Source organism: Thermococcus sp. LS1, assembly GCF_012027395.1.
Lineage (GTDB): Archaea > Methanobacteriota_B > Thermococci > Thermococcales > Thermococcaceae > Thermococcus.
Genome location: NZ_SNUJ01000001.1, coordinates 85,322 through 102,710 on the forward strand (window position 1 = coordinate 85,322; position 17,389 = coordinate 102,710).

The window sequence follows — 17,389 nt, forward strand, 5'->3', positions numbered from 1 at the left end:
TCTTTTAAGGCCTTTTCGTAGGCACAAATATGTATATACGGCCCTTCGACCCATGGAAGGCAAAGCTCTGCACATGCCCCTTTAAGTACACACTGAACGTCTACACCGGTTGCGATCATGCCTGCGTTTACTGCTACATAACGAGCTACATCCCCCACGCCTTTCGTGTGAGGATAAAGGAGGGACTTTTACCAAAGCTCGAGAAAGAACTGAGAAAGTTCGACAGAAGGTACATCATAGCGCTCTCATACTCTTCCGACCCCTATCCAACCATAGAGCGTGAGCTCGGAATAACGAGGAAGGTTCTCGAGCTTTTCAAGAGATACGACATCCGCTGTTTGCTCCTCACGAAGTCGGACGTCTTCGAGCGTGACCTCGATATCCTGAAGGAGCTCAAGTGCGCCGTTGGGATAACCGTGACCACCGTAGACGAGAGAAAGGCAAAGCTCCTGGAGCCGAACGCACCCGCACCTAAAGACAGAATTAGAGTCCTCAAAAAGGCTAAAAGCGAGGGAATCCCAGTTTACGCGCGCATAGATCCGATAATCCCGTTTTACACCTGGGGAGACTTCGATAAGACCCTCAATGCGCTGAGCTTCGTTAATCACATAACCGTCTCGACGCTCAAGCTGAGAATCGATTCAAAGAGAAGGATGTTTGCGAAGTTCCCGGAGCTCATGGAAAAGCTGTGGCCGCTCTATGAAAAGGGTGAGAGGATAGGGGGGTATTACTACCTTCCGCGGGAGCTTAGAATAAAGATCCTTCAAGAGGCGGAGAGAAAAATAACCGAGAGGGGTATTACGTTTGGCTCGTGTCGGGAAGGTTATCGGTCGTATCCGAGCTGCGACGGTTCTCATCTAGTTCCTCTCTGACTTCAGCCTCTATCTCCAGTCTCTCCATCTCCCGCTTCTTGGCCCGGTATTCTGCAGCAGCCAGTACAAAAGCCTCGAAGAGCGGCTCCATTTCGGGCAAATGCTCCGCCTGCCACTGGACGCCAATCACAAAGCTCTCTTCTGCCTCGATCGCCTCGATGAGACCGTCAACGGCGTAGGCAACGGGCTTTATTCCCTCACCGACCCGCTTGATGGCCTGGTGGTGGAAGCTGTTGACGCGCAGATAGACCTCGTTGGTACCCTCTATGTTGAGCTTGTCCTTGAGAATCTCATAGAGCTTCGAGCTCATCTTTATCCTTACTCCATGGACGCGCTGGGTCGGACCGATAAGCTTCAGATCCCAGTCGTGCTTGATGGCTTTAGGAATCTCCGTTAGATCCTGATACAGAGTTCCACCCAGGGCAACGTTTATAACGTGCATTCCACGGCCGATGCCCAGAATTGGCACACCTTTCTCAATCGCTTTTTTTACAAGGCATATCTCAAATTCGTCCCTCTCCACATCCACATATTTGATGAAACTCGATGGATCCTCACCGTAGAAATGGGGATGAACGTCGGGGCCCTCAATGAGGAGGATTCCGTCGGCGTGCTCCAGAACCTCCTCCGGAGAGGAATCCGCAGTGAAAACCGCAGGAATGCCCCCGGCTTTAATCACCTTTTCCACGTGCATTTTATCGAGAAAAAGACGGTTTCTGGAATGGTCTATCTGACCGATTATACCTATCAAAGGCTTCATAGCGACCACCTGAAAAGAAGTTGAAGAAGGGAGTATAAAAAGGTTTACGGAAAAGGATGAAATCAGCCCTTAAGGGCCTTCATTTCCTCCTCTATGACCTCTGCGAGCCTCTTAACGCCCTCACGTATCTTCTCTTCTGGGACATAGGTAAAGTTCAAGCGCATGGTGTTCTTGACGTCCCTGTGGGCAAAGAATGCCTCACCCGGAACGTAGGCGACACCCTTGGCAACGGCCTTCTCCATCATGAGCTTGGTGTCGATGCCCTCAGGGAGGGTAACCCAGATGAACATTCCTCCGTCCGGCTTGGTCCACTTAACGCCCTCCGGCATGTACTCCTCGAGGGCCTCGAGCATCGCATCTCTTCTCGGCTTGTAGAACTCTATAACCTTCGGAATGTGCTCGTCGAGGTGGCCGTCAGCAACGTACTTCCAGGCGATGACCTGACCGAATGGGTTGGCACAGAGGTCAACGGCCTGTTTGGCTATCTCCATCTTCCTGATGAAGTGCGGGTGGGCTGCTATCCATCCCAGCCTGAAGCCTGGAGCAAATATCTTCGAGAAGGTGCCAAGATAGATAACCCTTCCCTCGTCGTCAAAGTGCTTAATAGGCGGAATCGGCTCTCCGGAGTAGCGGAGCTCGCTGTACGGGCTGTCCTCAACGATGAGGAAGTCATACTCCTGGGCCAGTTCTATGAGCTTCTTCCTCCTGTCGAGGCTCATCGTAACACCCATCGGGTTCTGGAACGTCGAGACGGTGTAGACGAACTTGATCCTCTTGCCCTCGGCGTTGAGCTTCTTGAGCTTCTCCTCGAGGAGGTCAACCATCATACCATCGTCGTCCATTGGAATTGAGACGAATTCCGGCTCGTAGTACTTGAAGGCGTTGAGAGCAGCCAGATAGGTTGGACCCTCAACGACGACTATGTCGCCGGGGTTTATGAAGACCCTTCCAATGAGATCAAGGGCTTGCTGGCTTCCAGCGACCATCATTATCTCGACTTTGCTCGTTGGGATACCGTAGCGCTTTTCCATCCACTCCGCGAGAGCAAGGCGGAGCGGTGTGAAGCCCTTGGTCGTTCCGTACTGGAGGGCCTTATCTGCATGAGTGGTAAGTATCTCGGCGGTTATCTTCTTGATCGTCTCCACAGGGAATGTCTCCGGGGCTGGAAGGCCGCCGGCGAGCGAAATAACATCTGATGTCTCGACGAGCTTGAGGAGCTCTCTAATCTCCGAGGCCTTCATTTCCTGAGCCTTGTTAGAGAAGTAAGTCTCAAAATCCAGTGAACCAGAACTCAGCTTCCGCATGAGTTTTTCCTCCACTTCCGTTCCCCCCATTCAATGAACACTTTTGAGCGCGTCACCAATTCTATACACGTAAGGGTAGCGGCGATTGGTTATAAATCTTTCTGCAATGGTCGTTAGAGCCCTTTACTTTTGTAAAGGAGCCTTTTTGAGCCTGTTTGTGAACATCAAAGAACATAAGGCTTCACCAGTGAACACGAAAAGTTCTATAAACCCCCTAGACATAATGTGAATTTACCGGTAAGGGGTGAGAGCGATGGCGGTAGTAAAAGAAGTGCTCGAAATAGCGGAGAAGATTAAGAACATGGAGATTAGGGGAGCCGGGAAGATAGCCCGCTCGGCCGCCTACGCACTCCAGGTCCAGGCCGAGCAGAGCAAAGCGACCAACGTTGACGAGTTCTGGAGCGAGATGAAGCAGGCGGCAAAGATTCTCTTCGAGACGAGGCCGACGGCAGTCTCTCTGCCGAATGCGCTCCGTTACGTCATGCACCGCGGAAAGGTGGCCTACGCAGGAGGAGCCGACCTCGACCAGCTAAAGTTCGTCGTCATCAACGCGGCTAAAGAGTTCATCCACAACTCCGAGAACGCCGTTGTGAGGATTGGAGAATTTGGTGCCAAGCGCATAGAGGACGGCGACGTCATAATGACCCACTGCCACAGCAAGGCAGCTATAAGTGTCATGAAGACCGCCTGGGAGCAGGGCAAGGACATAAAGGTCATCGTCACGGAGACGAGGCCCAAGTGGCAGGGCAAAATAACGGCGAAGGAGCTTGCCAGCTACGGCATTCCGGTCATATATGTCGTTGATTCTGCGGCCAGGCACTACATGAAGATGACGGACAAGGTCGTCATGGGCGCGGACAGCATCACCGTGAACGGTGCGGTTATAAACAAGATCGGAACTGCCCTCATAGCGCTGACTGCCAAGGAGCACAGGGTATGGACGATGATAGCGGCCGAGACTTACAAGTTCCATCCGGAGACCATGCTCGGCCAGCTCGTCGAGATTGAGATGCGCGACCCCTACGAGGTCATTCCAAAGGAAGAACTGGAAACCTGGCCAAAGAACATCGAGGTCTGGAACCCAGCTTTCGACGTTACTCCACCGGAGTACGTGGATGTCATAATAACCGAGCGCGGAGTTATTCCACCGAGCGCAGCAATCGACATCCTCAAGGAGGAGTTCGGCTGGGCCCTCAAGTACACCGAGCCCTGGGAGGACTGAGGTTTTTCCTTGTCTCTTTATTTCTCGTCATTTGATGGTGAAAAATGAAAGGCTTTAACCTCCGACGCTTCCTGCGGTGAACGCTTCGGCATATGCCTTCACGACTTCCTCATCGCCCATTATCATGAGGACTCTGACGAGATCCATGCCCTTCACTTGGGCAAATTCCACGTAGAGGTACTGACTGTCTCTAACGAAAAAAGCTGAATACATGGGTTTTAATGCCTCTGTTTCTAAGATTTCCACATGTTCCTTTTCTTTGAAGCCAGAGAATTTGATTTTATTAAGAGTGGCCTTTAAAATTTCCTCGGGCTTACAGGTACAAGTTCCGTTGAACCAAGTGGAAACGAACCGTCCTCCACCAGTGCTGTTGAACCAGTAAGGGTTCTCCAAGAGCTCACCTGCCTCGATTTTCCAGCTTCCGTTGGATATCGGTATCGTGTAAACTGCTATTCTCACTGAACCCGCGGAGACAGCGGTCTCTTTTCGTTTGTCCACCCTTTTCAAATCGCTCCAAGAGTTCCCGTCGTTTTTGACTCTCCACCGAAGGAATAGACCATAGCCAGCTTTCCCTTCCGCTTCCAGCACTGCCTTTCCTGTAGCCTTGGTGATGTAGCACGGTGGGCTTATCCCCAGTTCCTCAGCCCAGTCTTCGATCACGTAAAAGCCCTTATCTCCATGGGGCCACGGGGTAAAGCTCTCCTCGTACTCTACAACTGACCCGTTTGGTAGATAACGGTGAACAGTTACCACAGGCATCGAGGGCCAGTAGGATACGTTCGAAGTTAGGAGGCAATTCTTTGAACCTTCATCCTGTTCTGTCTCTCGGATGGGCATTTTGGAATACAACACCACCGCAAGAAAAAGTAAAATAATGGAAAGTATGAGCAGTTTTGTGATAGTTCTACCGTTCAACTGTATCACCCCCGGATAATGGTTCTGGCCCGCTTATGCATGTTGGGTATATTACGTATAAATCCGCGTTTTGCCAGTTCCCTACCAAAATCCAGTCCACGCTTAATGCCTCATAATTTCTTGCTCCCGTGTGGACTTGTAGGTATTCGTACCCGTTGCTGTAAATTCGGTATCCTGTAAAGGACATTACATGAGGCCATGTTATCCATTTACCACTTTCCTCTAAATACGCCTGAAATGTTCTAAATAATCCTGGTCTGTTGTTGTCAACCTCATACTTCAATTTGCCAAACAACCAGGAGGGATCTGGATTCTCGTACCAATAAACTTGATATGAGCAATGTGGAGGATCAGCCAGTTCCCCTTCCCAGTAGCGGCGAATGGCGTCTTGGTAAAATGCTTCAAGACCAGGCCCAATGTCATCGGGAGCAGTGTTCCCACAGTAATCAGTGTGCATAAGGTCATGGAGGATATCTATTATGGCCTCCCGATACCAGTCAGTACGATATTGAGGCTCGTAATAACCCACAACCATAGAACCTGCGATTGGAGCGCATGCGTCGTCATCTCCCCAGGGATCCGGGGCTGGCCCAAGGTTTGAATCTGTATCTGATGCTCCTCCTGGATCTGTATCGGTCCATGCTGGAACGCCGTAGATTATCTTCTCAGACGTTATTGTTGCCAGTGGAGTAATCGGGTATTTCGGTGTTGTAAGTACTATGGATTCTATTGATTTCCACTCTTTTTGGTTCTTGGTGGCCTCAACTTCCAGTGAGAGAGTGTACCTGCTTGGCTTTTTGTACTCCCTCCCCTTTATGTCCATTAATTTGTCTCCTATTAGTAACCCATAGCTTAGCCCTCCAAGGTAGGCAAAGCGGTAGTTTTTCGCTCCTTTCCTCACCGCAAGTTCTTTCATCAAGTCGCTTGGGGTCTTTTCCCCAAAGCCCGCTTCGAGAATTGCCGGCGGCAAATTCCTGTTGGCAGAGACGATTATGTAGCCGATGGTTTTTCCATTCTTGACCATTCTGAACTCATAAGCGGCTAATCTACCATCGGGGAAGTAGAGGGGTGTTGGGTTGGTTGGGACTGCCCCGTTGAATTCCGGGAACTTGTGAAGTTCCCTGACTGCCAGTGCTTTGACTGTCGCTAGAGGTACTGCTTCTGGCTTGTCAACTGGTGCTGCCGTCACGATCCCCCCTAACAAGAAAAGTCCGATAAGTAATACTGCAGGGGCCTTCCAGTTCATGACCTGCACCTCCGGGAAAATAGCAGTGCACAATGAAACGTCAAAATATTTAAACATTTCTATCATCAGGAATGATAAAGTAGTATAAAACCAAGTTATTTAGATAAGAATTCTAAATTATTGAACAAACACGAACTCACTCAAGATGAATCAACATCCTTCATAATAGAAGGAATCAAACGATCAGACTTTGGCCATTCGGTTATGTCCTTTCAAAACACAGGGATGATATTAAACGAACCACACGCAAGGGTTTAAAACGCCTAACCCTTTTATACTTCGGAGACAAAAAACTGAGAGGGTGATGATAATGAAAGCGTACCTTGCTGAGAACGTCAGGGGCATCTACGCCTTTGACGAGAGCGGTAATCTCATCGACCAGAAGGTCTTCTCGGGAAAGCCAGAAGTGAGCCTTGACAGGCTTTTGAAGGGCGAGTCGAGCGACGAGCTCCTTTCGTTCCTCAAAGAGCTTGAAAGCAGGGGCTACGACGAGTTCGTAGTCGAGGACTCGGAGCTGAGCAGGGCTTTAAAGGAGCTCGGATACAATGTTACTGCTGAGTTCCCCAACATAGCCGGTGAAAAGCTCCGTTCAAACCCGGAGGAGTTTTTGGGCGAGAACTGGTTTGAGGAGTACTTCAGCGTCGGTGTGGCCCTGACAAGGCTCCGCATACAGGAACAGAGCGGTGCGAGAGATAAGATGATAATCCAGGCCATTGAGGCGCTTGATGACATTGACAAAGTCATCAACCTCCTAGTTTCCCGCCTCAGGGAGTGGTACAGCCTCCACCTCCCGGAGCTGGACGAGATTCTGCCCAAGCATCAGCAGTACGTTGCCTTCGTCAAGACCATAGGACCGAGGGAAAACGTCACCGAGGAGAAGCTCAGGGAGCTTGGCCTTCCCGATGGAAAGATCGAAAAGATAGTCAAGGCCGCCGAGAGCTCCATGGGCGCCCCGCTCGGCAAGTTCGATAGCGACATAATCCAGAAGCTCGCCAGCGAGATAAGCGACCTCTATAAGCTGAGGGAGCAGATAGAGGACTACCTCGAGACTGCCATGGACGAGGTCGCCCCGAACCTCAAGGCCCTCGTTGGTGCGAAGCTCGGTGCCAGGCTACTCAGCCTCGCTGGAGGCCTCAAGGAACTCGCCATGATGCCGGCATCGACCATACAGGTTCTCGGTGCCGAGAAGGCGCTCTTCAGGCACCTCAGAACCGGTGCCAAGCCGCCGAAGCACGGTGTCATATTCCAGTATCCCGCCATAAACCGCTCACCGTGGTGGCAGAGGGGTAAGATAGCAAGGGCTCTCGCCGGCAAGCTTGCCATAGCTGCCAGAGTCGACTACTTCTCCGGCGAATACATCGCTGAAGAGCTCAAGCAGGAGTTGGAGCAGAGGATAAAGGAGATCAAGGAAAAGTACCCGAACCCACCCAAGAGGAAGGCCAAGCCAGAGAAGAAAAAGAAGGAGAAGAAGTTCAAGAAGAAGGGCAAGGAGAAGTTCAGGGGCAAGGAAAAGAAGAAAGGAAAAGGCGAGGGTAAAAAGGGTGGAAAGAAGAAAAAGAAGGGTGGCAAGAGGTGATTTGAATGAAGATTAAAAAGCACAAGTTCCCGGGCGTTTACGTCTTCATCGATGAGGACGGGAGCGAGAAGATAGCCACCAAGAACCTCGTCCCCGGCCAGAAGGTCTACGGCGAGAGGCTGATCAAGTTTGAGGGCGAGGAGTACAGGGTCTGGAACCCGAGGAGGTCAAAGCTCGGCGCGGCCATACTCAATGGCCTCAAGCACTTCCCGATTAAGCCGGGCTCAACCGTGCTCTACCTCGGTGTAGCGAGCGGAACTACTGCATCTCACGTCAGCGACATAGTCGGCTGGGAGGGCAAGGTCTTTGGAGTGGAGTTCTCGCCGCGCGTCCTCAGGGAGCTCGTTCCGATAGTCGAGGAGAGAAGGAACATAGTTCCGATACTCGGCGATGCAACGAAGCCAGAAGGTTATCGCGCGCTGGTTCCCAAGGTGGACGTCATCTTCGAGGACGTCGCCCAGCCTACGCAGGCGAAGATACTCATCGACAACGCAAAGGTCTTCCTCAAGAGCGGCGGCTACGGAATGATATCCGTCAAGAGCAGGAGCATTGACGTCACCAAGGAACCGGAGCAGGTCTTCAAGGAGGTCGAGAAGGAGCTTGCAACCTACTTCGAGGTCGTCGAGAGGCTTTCGCTTGAGCCCTACGAGAAGGACCACGCGCTGTTCGTGGTCAGGAAGCCTTGAGTCTCTCTTTACTTTTGAGCATGGGGGTGCCGGGATGGTTTTTGACTCGGCGATCCCTCTATTGGTGGTACTGGCGCCATTTCTGCTCATTGTTTCTTTTGTGGCCATCAAGATAAAGCTCTACCTCGATGAGTACGTTCCCCGCAGGGTTGTCGTTAGGCATGATGGCGGACGTAAGATCATTTCTGTGGAGACGAAGAAGAAAAACATCCAGATACCTGTGAAGGAGTTTTGGAGGACGAACTGCAGAGAGACGCTTGAGGTCAGGCTCAACGGGCTTGCCTTTGGGAGGTACCGACTGGGCCTCTACAAGGGCGCATACGGGTATGTCGACTCCTACGCGGTCTCGGATTCCGGCCTGCTCATAGAGGACACAAACGGGAAAAGATACTACCTTGCTTTTGATAACATTGATGAAGTCGTGGATGCGATAATGGATGACAGCATAAGAGAGAAGGCAATAACGGTGAGAGATAAAGCGAAGGAAAATAGAACTTAAAGGGATCGGCAGTATCCAGAAACGACAACATTTTCTGGAATTCTTGTCACTTGGAGACTCGGTTGAATTCAGATGAGCTTCACCTGGTATCGCCAATCGTCGAAAAAGCCTTTCACTTTCACCGAAAGACTTTTATAACTCCCGTCTCAACCTTAGGCGGAGTTACGTTCAACTTTTGTAGGTGATGCCCCATGAGAAAGCTCCTGAAGCCCGTCAAGGACGTCGGTATCGTCGGCTACGGTGCCTACGTTCCAAGGTATAGAATCAAAGCCGAAGAGATAGGAAGGGTCTGGGGAGTTTCGAGCTTCCCGATCGAGGAGAAAGCCGTTCCAGGTCTTGACGAGGATGCACTCACAATTGGAATTGAGGCAGCGAGAAACGCCCTCAAAAGGGCGAGGATAGATCCAAAGCTCATCAGGGCGGTGTGGTTTGGCTCGGAGTCCAAGCCCTACGCCGTTAAGCCCACCGGAACTGTAATAGCTGAAGCCATCGGCGCTACGCCAGACGTCAGCACCGCCGACTTCGAGTTCGCCTGTAAGGCTGGAACCGAGGCACTTCAGACCGCCATCGGTTTCGTCGGCTCAGGAATGGCCGACTATGCCATGGCCATCGGTGCCGACACCGCCCAGGGAAGGCCCGGTGACCACCTCGAGTTCACCGCCGGCGCTGGAGGTGCCGCTTTCATAGTTGGCGAGAAGAGCTCCGAGACCGTTGCGTATTTTGAGGGAAGCTACTCCTACGTCACCGACACTCCGGACTTCTGGAGGCGCCAGCACGAGCACTACCCGAGGCACGGAAACAGGTTCACCGGGGAGCCGGCATACTTCCACCACATAGTCAACGCCGCCAAGACCCTGATGGAGGAGCTTGGTTTAACCGTCAACGACTTCGACTATGCCGTCTTCCACCAGCCTAACGTTAAGTTCCCGCTTACCGTCGGCAAGATTCTTGGAATCCCCAAAGAGAAGATACTCCCAGGACTGCTCACCGGAATCATAGGAAACACCTACAGCGGCGCGACTATGGTAGGCATTTCCGCCGTTCTCGATATCGCCAAGCCTGGCGACAGGATTCTGTGGGTCTCCTTCGGTTCTGGAGCAGGAAGCGATGCCTTCAGCATCGTCGTACAGGACGCCATAGAGGAGAAGCGCGACCTCGCGCCGAAGACTATGGACTACGTGAACAGGAAGAAGTACATCGACTACGCCCTCTATGCGAAGGCGAGAAGGAAGTACATAATGTGAGGTGGTTGAAATGAAGAAGGCCGTCATAATCGGTGTCGGAATGACCCCCGTTGGGGAACACTGGAAGCTTGCCCTTCGCGATCTGGCCGTTGAGGCGGTTCTCAAGGCTATGGACGACGCTGGAATCGACAGGGTTGACTCCCTTTACGTTGGAAACATGGTCTCAGGATCATTCGTCGAGCAGGAGAACCTCGGAGCGCTCATAGCCGACTGGGCTGGCTTGGGAAACATCCCCGCCGTTAAGATTGAGGCAGCCTGTGCCAGTGGCGGTGCCGCCGTCCAGGAAGGAGTTAAGGCCGTTCTGAGTGGTCTCGAGGATGTAGTTGCCGTCGTCGGCGTTGAGAAGATGACCGATGCCTGGCCAAGCGACGCCACCCGCTACTTGGCTTACGCCGCCGACGCCGAGTGGGAGCTCTTCCACGGGGCCAGCTTCGTCGCCCTTAACGCGCTCATCATGCGCTATTACATGAAGACCTATGGCTACACCGAGGAGGACTTGGCTTTATTCGCCGTTAACGCTCACGCCAACGGCGCTAAGAACCCCTACGCGATGTTCAAGAGGCCGATAAAGGTTGAGACCGTCCTCAAGAGCCCATACATTGCTGACCCGCTCAAGCTCTTTGACGCGTCCCCTGTCTGCGACGGTGCCGCGGCCCTGATAATCACCACACCGGAGAAAGCGAAGGAGCTCGGTGTTCCTAAGGAGAAGTGGGTCGAGGTCGCCGGAATAGGAAGGGCCATCGACACCATAAACCTCGCCAACAGAGAGGATCTTCTTGACCTCAAAGCTGCAAGGGTAGCCGCTCAGAGGGCATACAAGATGGCAGGCGTCGAACCAAAGGATATAGACTTCTTCGAGGTTCATGATGCGTTCACAGTTATGGCCGCCCTCAGCCTAGAAGCTCTCGGCGTTGCCAAGAAAGGCGAGGGAGCAAAGCTCGCGAAGGAGGGTCAGATAGCCATCGACGCTGATTATCCGATACAGACCATGGGTGGACTAAAGGCCAGAGGACACCCAGTCGGAGCGACCGGCGTTTACCAGACAGTCGAAGCGGTTCTCCAGCTGCGCGGAGAAGCGCCGAGCCAGGTACCCGATGCTGAAGTGGGTCTGACCCAGAACATAGGTGGAACCGGCTCGAACATAACTGTTAACGTCCTGAGGAGGGTCTGAAAATGGCGAGGCCGATGCAGGTTTCGAGGCACTGGAGGCACTTCCGTGAGAAGTACAGGCTCATCGGCGGTAAGTGCGAGAACGGCCACGTTCACTTCCCGAAGAGGAGCGTCTGCCCCGTCTGCGGCTCGAGGAACATCGAGGAGATTGAGCTCAGTGGTAGGGGCAAGATCCTAAGCTGGACCATCGTTAGGAACCCGCCGAGCGGCTTCGAGTACTACAAGCCCTATCCGCTCGCCCTTATCGAGCTCGAGGAGGGACCGGTGGTACTGGCCCAGCTGACGGACGTCGATCCCGAGGAGATTGACTTCGGCATGGAGGTCGAGGTCGTCACCAAGAAGATAAGGGAGTTCGAGGAGGACGGAATAATCCTCTACGGCTACAAGTTCAGGCCGCCGATTAAGTGAGAAGCCTCTTTTTCCACCATTTTTCCCAAACAATTTCTGGCATTAATGTATCAAGCCAGTGGTGACTTCATTATCCAAACGAAGTCAACCAAACAAAAGAAATCTGGAACAGTATCAACTCTTCTCAATCCTCATCCTATCCCCGCTCTCGAACTCCAGCTCAAGTTTGCCTTTCTCCATCTTCACCTTCACACCATCAACAACGGCCTCTAGCTTTCCATCCTTGGCCTCGACGCCGAGCATCTCGGCTATCTCTCCAACACTCCTCAGCGAGCCGCTCATCGTGGTTTCGAGCTTCTCCCCACCGCTCTCTATCGTAACCTTCAGCTTCCCCTTTCCTTCCCGTATAAAACTCTCCTCGTTCAAGTTTCCCACCTTCTCAGGGTTTGGCGGACGTATGCAGGGCATCCCATCCACCCAATAGTTTAGCTTTCCCTCTTCCCTTTATCATCCTTTCGAATGTCCTTCACCATTCGAACCCATATCCCGCTCTGCTCTACCCTTCTGAAGCCGTAGTCCTCGTAGAATTTCATGGCCTTCTCGTTCTTCTCGCCCACCCAGAGCTCTATCCTGTCGTTGTACTTGCTCAAGTATTCGAGGCACTTTTCCATCAGCTTGTGCCCGATTCCGTGTCCCTGAAAGCGCTTATCAACGACGAACTCGTGGATAGCTCCAACGGTCCTCCCCTCGTACTTGCTGTACCAGTCGTTGTCACAGACGATAAAGCCGGCTATCTCGTCGCCGACCTTGGCAACAAAGAAGCCGTCCTTGGCTTTGTTCCAGCACCAGCGGAGGTAGCGCTTGGCGTAACTCTCCCCCTCACCGCCGTACTCTCGCATACCTTCGTAGCCGCTCATGTATATCTCTATCAGCCTCTCAAGGGTCTCCTGATCGAGCTTTTGCAGCTTCTCTATCCTTACCTCACTCATCAATATAAGCTCATCGAGGGGTTTAAAAAGGATAGCTCCGAGCTTTAGGTGGAGTCAGAAGGTGATTAAAATGGCAAAGGCTAAGCCGAAGTACTGCGAGATATGCGGCGCGCCCATAAGGGGTCCAGGTCACAGGATAAGGCTCGAAGGAGCCGAGGTTCTCGTCTGCGACCGCTGTTATGAGAAGTATGGAAGGAAAAAGGCGGGCTTCAGCATAATGCCCACAGGCAGGCAGCCAGTCAGGAGGACCTACTCACGGCCAAAACCCAAGCCGGCTCCTAAGCCGAGGACGGAAAGACCTCTTTACACAGAGGAGATAGTCGAGGACTTCGCTGAGAGGGTTTACAGGGCCATACAGCGCTCGGGCAAAAGCTACGAGGAGCTTTCGCACGAAATTGGCCTTTCGATGAAAGACCTGCGCGCGATAGCCCACGGCTACCGTGAGCCCACGATAAAGGAAGCGAAGAAGCTCGAGAAGTACTTCAAGATAACCCTCATCGAGAGAGTTGAAGAAGAAGTTAAGGAGAAGGCCACAATTCCAAAGGACTACGAACCGACACTTGGCGATATAGCCAACATCAAGATTCGGAAGAGGAAGAAGTGAGGGCTCAGAACTCCTCCAGCTCTTCCTCTTCCCTCTTCTTCTTAAGCTCCTCAGCCTTCGTTCTCTTCGGCGGGTGGAAGCCTTTGAGCTTCTCGAAGGTTCCCCACATACGAATTAACTCCTCCCAGACCTCTGTATCGGGGGGAATAACCAGGATGTGAGCCGGTGGGTGTATGTCCATCAGCCTGCCTATGGCCTTAGCTGGAGGCAAATCTATCTGCGCTATCACGTGAGCCCTGAACTTTTTCCTCGGCTTCTCACCGCTTATCTTCTCAAACGCCCAATCAGAGAGTGCGGGGGGCATTATCCTCGGGTCTCCCCTTATCTTCATGCCGCCGTAGCGGACGAGGTCGGCCAGTGCTATGCTGGCCTTCTGGAAGTTGTCGGTCCTTACCAATACCATCGTGTTTCTCATGTTCTCACCAATTCGTCCTTGTCGTGAGCCTTTTTAAGCCTTCTCAATTTTTAGTTACCGAAAGTTTTAAAAAATTCGAGTGAGGAAAAAAGTGCAGAAAACAACCGGAGGGATGATGATGTTCCTGAAGAGGAGGCACCTGGAGATTCTCAGGGAGATGAAAAACACCGAAAGTGGAGCCGAAATTGAGGCCAAGCTTCCAGAGGAGTTCCAGCTCAGAGCGCTTGAACTCTACATACTCGGCTTTGTTGAGCTCGAGGGTGGAAAAATCAGGTTCACCGAGGCCGGGAAGAAAATGCTCGAGTTCGCTGAGAAGCTCGATGTGGAGAAGCTCCCCGACCTCTTCGCTGACAGCGAGATAATCAAGATACTCGAACTGGCTGTCGAGACCGGTCAGATTCCAGAGGAGTGGATGGAGCTTCTTAGGGAGAGGCAGCTGGCCGACGAGAACGGTATCAACGACCTCGGCAGGGAGCTTCTCCAGATATACCGCGAGAGCCACCCGATAGTCTACCTCACACCCGAGGTAGTCTCCTTCCTGAGAGGGATGCCCAAGATTGGAACACTCGACGAGCTGGTGAACTACAAGAACTCGAAGCTCTACGGGGATAACATCGTCAACGCTCTGCAGGCCATGAGACTGCTTCTGATTTCACCGGCAACGGAGAAAGGTAAGGCCTTCGCCACAACGCCAGCTGCCAAGCTCGCACTCAAAGCTGCAAGCATGATTCCCGTCTTCGCCGGAGCTATAATCCTGAGGAAAGAGGATTTTGAAGCCCTCAAGGCCGGAAAGAGGAGCGAGAGCAGCGATGCCCAGGGCTTCACCGATGAGAAAGGAATCACTGAATTCGGTAAGACCGTCATGGAGACCTACGAGGCCATGGGAAGGGTTGAGGAGAAGGTACTGCCCATTTACCTGCTCGCAGACGAGCTCAAAGTTCTCAGGGCGATAGCAGAGATAGAGAAGAAGCACGAGGCCAACCCGGAGATACTGCCCACCTACACCGAGATCGAGAAGCTTGCCAAGGTCGATGACCTCGGAGCCATACTTCACCTGCTCGAATCAAAGGAACTCCTCGAGAGAAAGTTCATGAAAAACAAAGACACCTATTGGTTAACCGGGTGGGGCAGAGAAGCCAAGGAGTTCGGCATTGTAACGCCCGATGGAATGAAGGCCTTAACCTACGCCGAGAGCGGCGACGTTCCAACGGCCGAATGGGTGGTTAAAGCCAGGGAGGAGGGGCTCATCAGGAACGGAATAACCGACAAGGGCAGGTTCTACCTCAGGCTCAGCAGGGAAATCAAGAGGAAGCCGTATCTCACCAAGTACGATGCCGCCATACTCATCAAGACGCCCAGGAAGAAGTACATTCTGCGGGACGAGCTGGTCGGACTCGTTAGAGACTACGTTGGCGGGAACGAGAAGGACATCGTAAGGGCCATAGGCGAGGCAGAGGCCAAAGGATTCATAGTTGAGCTCCAGAACGGCATGATCAAGCTCACCGAGCTTGGGGAGGAAGTTAAGACTGCCATAGAGAACGCCAAGGCCCAAGAAATCGTGAAAGTCAAGTTCAGCATTACCCCAACCCTCTACAACGTGCTCCGTGTAATCTACGAAAACATAGAAACATTCAACAGGATCTGGAAGGAGAGCACCGAAATCAAGGGATACAAGAAGGACGAGATCGACGTCATTAAGAAGCACCTAAGCCTCAGCGATGAGGAGATAAAGAAAGCCCTAACAATGCTGAGGGCACTTGGATTCCTCGGCGAGAAGAGCCTCACAGAGGCCGGAAAGGTGCTCGTCGAGGCTTATCTCTGAACCATTTTCTTTTTGTCCGTACTTTTAACACCTGAATGACCTAAACCTTTAAAAACTCCTTGCGTTCATTTATAAAGGGTTTTTAAACCCACCATCTGGAGGTGTAAGCCTTGGTCGACATGAGCAATGTAAAGCTCAGGATTGAGAACATTGTTGCTTCTGTGGACTTATTCACGCAGCTCAACCTTGAGAAGGTCATCGAAATATGCCCCAACTCCAAGTACAATCCCGAGGAGTTTCCGGGAATAATATGCCGCTTCGAGGAACCGAAGGTGGCCCTGCTAATATTCAGCTCCGGCAAGCTCGTCGTCACCGGTGCCAAGAGCGTCGAGGACATCGAGAGGGCCGTCAACAAGCTGATCCAGATGCTGAAGAAGATAGGCGCCAAGTTCCAGCGCGCGCCGCAGATAGACATTCAGAACATGGTCTTCAGCGGCGACATCGGCATGGAGTTCAACCTCGATGCCGTCGCTCTGAGCCTGCCCAACTGTGAGTACGAGCCCGAGCAGTTCCCGGGCGTTATCTACCGCGTCAAGGAGCCCAGGGCGGTAATACTGCTCTTCTCCTCAGGAAAGATAGTTTGCTCTGGAGCCAAGAGCGAGCACGACGCCTGGGAGGCCGTTAGGAAGCTCCTCAGGGAGCTTGAGAAGTACGGGCTCATCGAGGAAGAGGAGGAGTGGTGAACTCTTGGAGGGCGCGGGCCTTGCCCGCTTATGAAGTTTTGTACTCTCCCCTTTTCCGTGAACACAGGCCAAAAGAGTACCATCCCGAAAATCCGAGCAGACTTGATTACGCAATCGACGGGCTTGAACAACACAACCTCTGGATCAACGTAAGGGAGCCGGAGGACGCGACCGTAGCCGAACTTCTCAAAGTTCACGGACGCGAACACGTCGAACTCGTTAGAAAACTGAGTACAGATTTTGACTACCTCGATCCCGATACCTACGTTTCTCCGGGAACCTGGGAGGCGGCTTTGAAGGCGTTAGGGGCTTCAAAAGAGGCCGCCCTATCCGCCATGGAGAAGAAAGGCCTTTATCTTGCCCTGGTTAGACCGCCCGGGCACCACGCAGGCAAAGACGGCAGGGCATTCAACGCCCCCTCCTTAGGCTTCTGCATCTTCAATAACGCTGCATTTGCCGCATACACTCTGAAGGAACTCGAAGGGAAGGCCGTTATCATAGACTTCGATGCCCACCACGGCAACGGGACGCAGGAGATATTCTGGCACGACCCGAACGTAATCCACATAGACCTCCACGAGCGCGACATCTATCCCTGGAGCGGTTACGAGCATGACGTCGGCGGCAGAGATGCAAAAGGAACAAAAATAAACATACCCATGCCTCATTACTCTACTGATGACGACTACATCTTCGCCTGGAGAGAGGTCGTACTGCCGATCCTTGAGGAAATCAAACCGAAGGTCGTTTTAGTATCTGCAGGCTTTGATGGCTTTCGCGGCGAGTACCTCACGATGCTCAGACTAACGGAAAGGTTCTTCCGCTATGCGGGCTCAACGCTGTCCAAGTACTCCCTTGCGGTAATCCTCGAGGGCGGCTATAACGTTGGGCTGAAGAAAGGTCTGCCGGCTTTCATAGAGGGCTACTTAAACGGGGGAGACGTCGAAGAAATCGCCCATCCAGGCTACGAGGCAATAAAAACGGTGGAGAGTGTGGTAGAAATACAGAGGGAGTGGTGGAGGATTTAAGAAAAA

The 17,389-nt window shown here is 52.5% G+C and carries 19 protein-coding genes; 12 read left to right on the plus strand and 7 right to left on the minus strand.

The window, feature by feature from the left end; all coding sequences use genetic code 11:
- The first annotated feature begins 29 nt into the window (after window positions 1-29).
- Window positions 30-872 carry a radical SAM protein gene (locus E3E26_RS00520; RefSeq protein ID WP_167899465.1) on the plus strand — a complete coding sequence of 281 codons (843 nt, stop codon included), beginning with the start codon at window positions 30-32 and terminating at the stop codon, window positions 870-872.
- On the opposite strand, the gene E3E26_RS00525 is transcribed toward E3E26_RS00520, so the two are convergent.
- Window positions 799-1,632, minus strand: a complete 834-nt coding sequence (locus E3E26_RS00525; RefSeq protein WP_167900057.1) for a gamma-glutamyl-gamma-aminobutyrate hydrolase family protein — start codon at window positions 1,630-1,632, stop codon at window positions 799-801. The genes E3E26_RS00520 and E3E26_RS00525 overlap by 74 nt on opposite strands.
- 62 nt (window positions 1,633-1,694) lie before the next feature.
- The gene (locus E3E26_RS00530) at window positions 1,695-2,951 is read right to left on the minus strand and encodes a PLP-dependent aminotransferase family protein (RefSeq protein ID WP_167899466.1); all 1,257 of its coding nucleotides are present in this window, start codon (window positions 2,949-2,951) and stop codon (window positions 1,695-1,697) included.
- A gap of 238 nt (window positions 2,952-3,189) precedes the next feature.
- On the opposite strand from E3E26_RS00530, the gene E3E26_RS00535 reads away from it, so the two are divergent.
- Window positions 3,190-4,158: a ribose 1,5-bisphosphate isomerase gene (locus tag E3E26_RS00535; RefSeq protein WP_012572257.1), complete on the plus strand. Its 969-nt coding sequence runs from the start codon at window positions 3,190-3,192 to the stop codon at window positions 4,156-4,158.
- Window positions 4,159-4,212: 54 nt separating this feature from the next.
- Here E3E26_RS00535 and E3E26_RS00540 read toward each other — a convergent pair whose 3' ends face one another.
- Window positions 4,213-5,073 (minus strand): hypothetical protein, encoded by an 861-nt coding sequence (locus E3E26_RS00540; RefSeq protein ID WP_167899467.1) that lies wholly within the window; start codon window positions 5,071-5,073, stop codon window positions 4,213-4,215.
- Complete coding sequence (locus E3E26_RS00545; protein WP_167899468.1) at window positions 5,063-6,319, minus strand: nuclear transport factor 2 family protein; 1,257 nt, start codon at window positions 6,317-6,319, stop codon at window positions 5,063-5,065. Before E3E26_RS00545 ends, E3E26_RS00540 begins: the two co-directional genes overlap by 11 nt.
- Before the next feature lie 310 nt (window positions 6,320-6,629).
- Here E3E26_RS00545 and E3E26_RS00550 point away from each other — a divergent pair, with 310 nt between their 5' ends.
- The 6 genes from E3E26_RS00550 to E3E26_RS00575 all read left to right on the plus strand — a co-directional run bounded on the left by E3E26_RS00550 (window position 6,630) and on the right by E3E26_RS00575 (window position 11,902).
- Window positions 6,630-7,895 (plus strand): C/D box methylation guide ribonucleoprotein complex aNOP56 subunit, encoded by a 1,266-nt coding sequence (locus E3E26_RS00550; RefSeq protein ID WP_167900058.1) that lies wholly within the window; start codon window positions 6,630-6,632, stop codon window positions 7,893-7,895.
- Between the two features lie 5 nt (window positions 7,896-7,900).
- Window positions 7,901-8,581: a fibrillarin-like rRNA/tRNA 2'-O-methyltransferase gene (locus E3E26_RS00555; protein ID WP_012572261.1), complete on the plus strand. Its 681-nt coding sequence runs from the start codon at window positions 7,901-7,903 to the stop codon at window positions 8,579-8,581.
- A gap of 34 nt (window positions 8,582-8,615) precedes the next feature.
- Window positions 8,616-9,080, plus strand: a complete 465-nt coding sequence (locus E3E26_RS00560; protein ID WP_167899469.1) for a hypothetical protein — start codon at window positions 8,616-8,618, stop codon at window positions 9,078-9,080.
- 191 nt (window positions 9,081-9,271) lie between these two features.
- Window positions 9,272-10,324 carry a hydroxymethylglutaryl-CoA synthase gene (locus E3E26_RS00565; protein ID WP_167899470.1) on the plus strand — a complete coding sequence of 351 codons (1,053 nt, stop codon included), beginning with the start codon at window positions 9,272-9,274 and terminating at the stop codon, window positions 10,322-10,324.
- A 10-nt stretch (window positions 10,325-10,334) separates the two neighbouring features.
- Window positions 10,335-11,495, plus strand: coding sequence for a thiolase domain-containing protein (locus E3E26_RS00570; RefSeq protein WP_167899471.1), 1,161 nt, complete (start codon window positions 10,335-10,337; stop codon window positions 11,493-11,495).
- Window positions 11,496-11,497: 2 nt separating this feature from the next.
- Complete coding sequence (locus E3E26_RS00575) at window positions 11,498-11,902, plus strand: Zn-ribbon domain-containing OB-fold protein (protein ID WP_167899472.1); 405 nt, start codon at window positions 11,498-11,500, stop codon at window positions 11,900-11,902.
- A gap of 114 nt (window positions 11,903-12,016) precedes the next feature.
- Here the strand turns inward: E3E26_RS00575 and E3E26_RS00580 are convergent, their stop codons facing one another.
- Complete coding sequence (locus E3E26_RS00580; RefSeq protein ID WP_167899473.1) at window positions 12,017-12,310, minus strand: hypothetical protein; 294 nt, start codon at window positions 12,308-12,310, stop codon at window positions 12,017-12,019.
- A 17-nt stretch (window positions 12,311-12,327) separates the two neighbouring features.
- On the minus strand, window positions 12,328-12,831 hold the full coding sequence (locus E3E26_RS00585; RefSeq protein ID WP_167899474.1) for a GNAT family N-acetyltransferase: 504 nt from the start codon (window positions 12,829-12,831) through the stop codon (window positions 12,328-12,330).
- 70 nt (window positions 12,832-12,901) lie between these two features.
- Here E3E26_RS00585 and E3E26_RS00590 point away from each other — a divergent pair, with 70 nt between their 5' ends.
- Window positions 12,902-13,435, plus strand: coding sequence for a multiprotein bridging factor aMBF1 (locus E3E26_RS00590; protein ID WP_167899475.1), 534 nt, complete (start codon window positions 12,902-12,904; stop codon window positions 13,433-13,435).
- 4 nt (window positions 13,436-13,439) lie between these two features.
- Here E3E26_RS00590 and E3E26_RS00595 read toward each other — a convergent pair whose 3' ends face one another.
- Entirely contained in the window at window positions 13,440-13,850 is a 411-nt protein-coding gene (locus tag E3E26_RS00595; protein WP_167899476.1) for a DUF356 domain-containing protein, read from the minus strand.
- A gap of 91 nt (window positions 13,851-13,941) precedes the next feature.
- Here E3E26_RS00595 and E3E26_RS00600 point away from each other — a divergent pair, with 91 nt between their 5' ends.
- From E3E26_RS00600 to E3E26_RS00610, 3 genes are all read left to right on the plus strand, one after another.
- Window positions 13,942-15,672, plus strand: coding sequence for a DUF505 family protein (locus E3E26_RS00600; RefSeq protein ID WP_370520061.1), 1,731 nt, complete (start codon window positions 13,942-13,944; stop codon window positions 15,670-15,672).
- Window positions 15,673-15,782: 110 nt separating this feature from the next.
- Entirely contained in the window at window positions 15,783-16,355 is a 573-nt protein-coding gene (locus E3E26_RS00605; protein WP_055430193.1) for a TATA-box-binding protein, read from the plus strand.
- The gene (locus E3E26_RS00610; RefSeq protein WP_370520062.1) at window positions 16,352-17,383 is read left to right on the plus strand and encodes a histone deacetylase family protein; all 1,032 of its coding nucleotides are present in this window, start codon (window positions 16,352-16,354) and stop codon (window positions 17,381-17,383) included. The genes E3E26_RS00605 and E3E26_RS00610 overlap by 4 nt, the downstream gene beginning before the upstream one ends.
- The last annotated feature ends 6 nt before the right edge of the window (window positions 17,384-17,389 follow it).

Bases quoted from the DNA above. Each gene is read 5' to 3' on its own strand.
- E3E26_RS00520 (WP_167899465.1), top strand. From the start codon at position 30: ATGTATATACGGCCCTTCGACCCATGGAAGGCAAAGCTCTGCACATGC.
- E3E26_RS00525 (WP_167900057.1), bottom strand. From the start codon at position 1,632: ATGAAGCCTTTGATAGGTATAATCGGTCAGATAGACCATTCCAGAAAC.
- E3E26_RS00535 (WP_012572257.1), top strand. From the start codon at position 3,190: ATGGCGGTAGTAAAAGAAGTGCTCGAAATAGCGGAGAAGATTAAGAAC.
- E3E26_RS00545 (WP_167899468.1), bottom strand. From the start codon at position 6,319: ATGAACTGGAAGGCCCCTGCAGTATTACTTATCGGACTTTTCTTGTTA.
- E3E26_RS00550 (WP_167900058.1), top strand. From the start codon at position 6,630: ATGAAAGCGTACCTTGCTGAGAACGTCAGGGGCATCTACGCCTTTGAC.
- E3E26_RS00555 (WP_012572261.1), top strand. From the start codon at position 7,901: ATGAAGATTAAAAAGCACAAGTTCCCGGGCGTTTACGTCTTCATCGAT.
- E3E26_RS00560 (WP_167899469.1), top strand. From the start codon at position 8,616: ATGGTTTTTGACTCGGCGATCCCTCTATTGGTGGTACTGGCGCCATTT.
- E3E26_RS00565 (WP_167899470.1), top strand. From the start codon at position 9,272: ATGAGAAAGCTCCTGAAGCCCGTCAAGGACGTCGGTATCGTCGGCTAC.
- E3E26_RS00570 (WP_167899471.1), top strand. From the start codon at position 10,335: ATGAAGAAGGCCGTCATAATCGGTGTCGGAATGACCCCCGTTGGGGAA.
- E3E26_RS00575 (WP_167899472.1), top strand. From the start codon at position 11,498: ATGGCGAGGCCGATGCAGGTTTCGAGGCACTGGAGGCACTTCCGTGAG.
- E3E26_RS00580 (WP_167899473.1), bottom strand. From the start codon at position 12,310: ATGCCCTGCATACGTCCGCCAAACCCTGAGAAGGTGGGAAACTTGAAC.
- E3E26_RS00585 (WP_167899474.1), bottom strand. From the start codon at position 12,831: ATGAGTGAGGTAAGGATAGAGAAGCTGCAAAAGCTCGATCAGGAGACC.
- E3E26_RS00590 (WP_167899475.1), top strand. From the start codon at position 12,902: ATGGCAAAGGCTAAGCCGAAGTACTGCGAGATATGCGGCGCGCCCATA.
- E3E26_RS00595 (WP_167899476.1), bottom strand. From the start codon at position 13,850: ATGAGAAACACGATGGTATTGGTAAGGACCGACAACTTCCAGAAGGCC.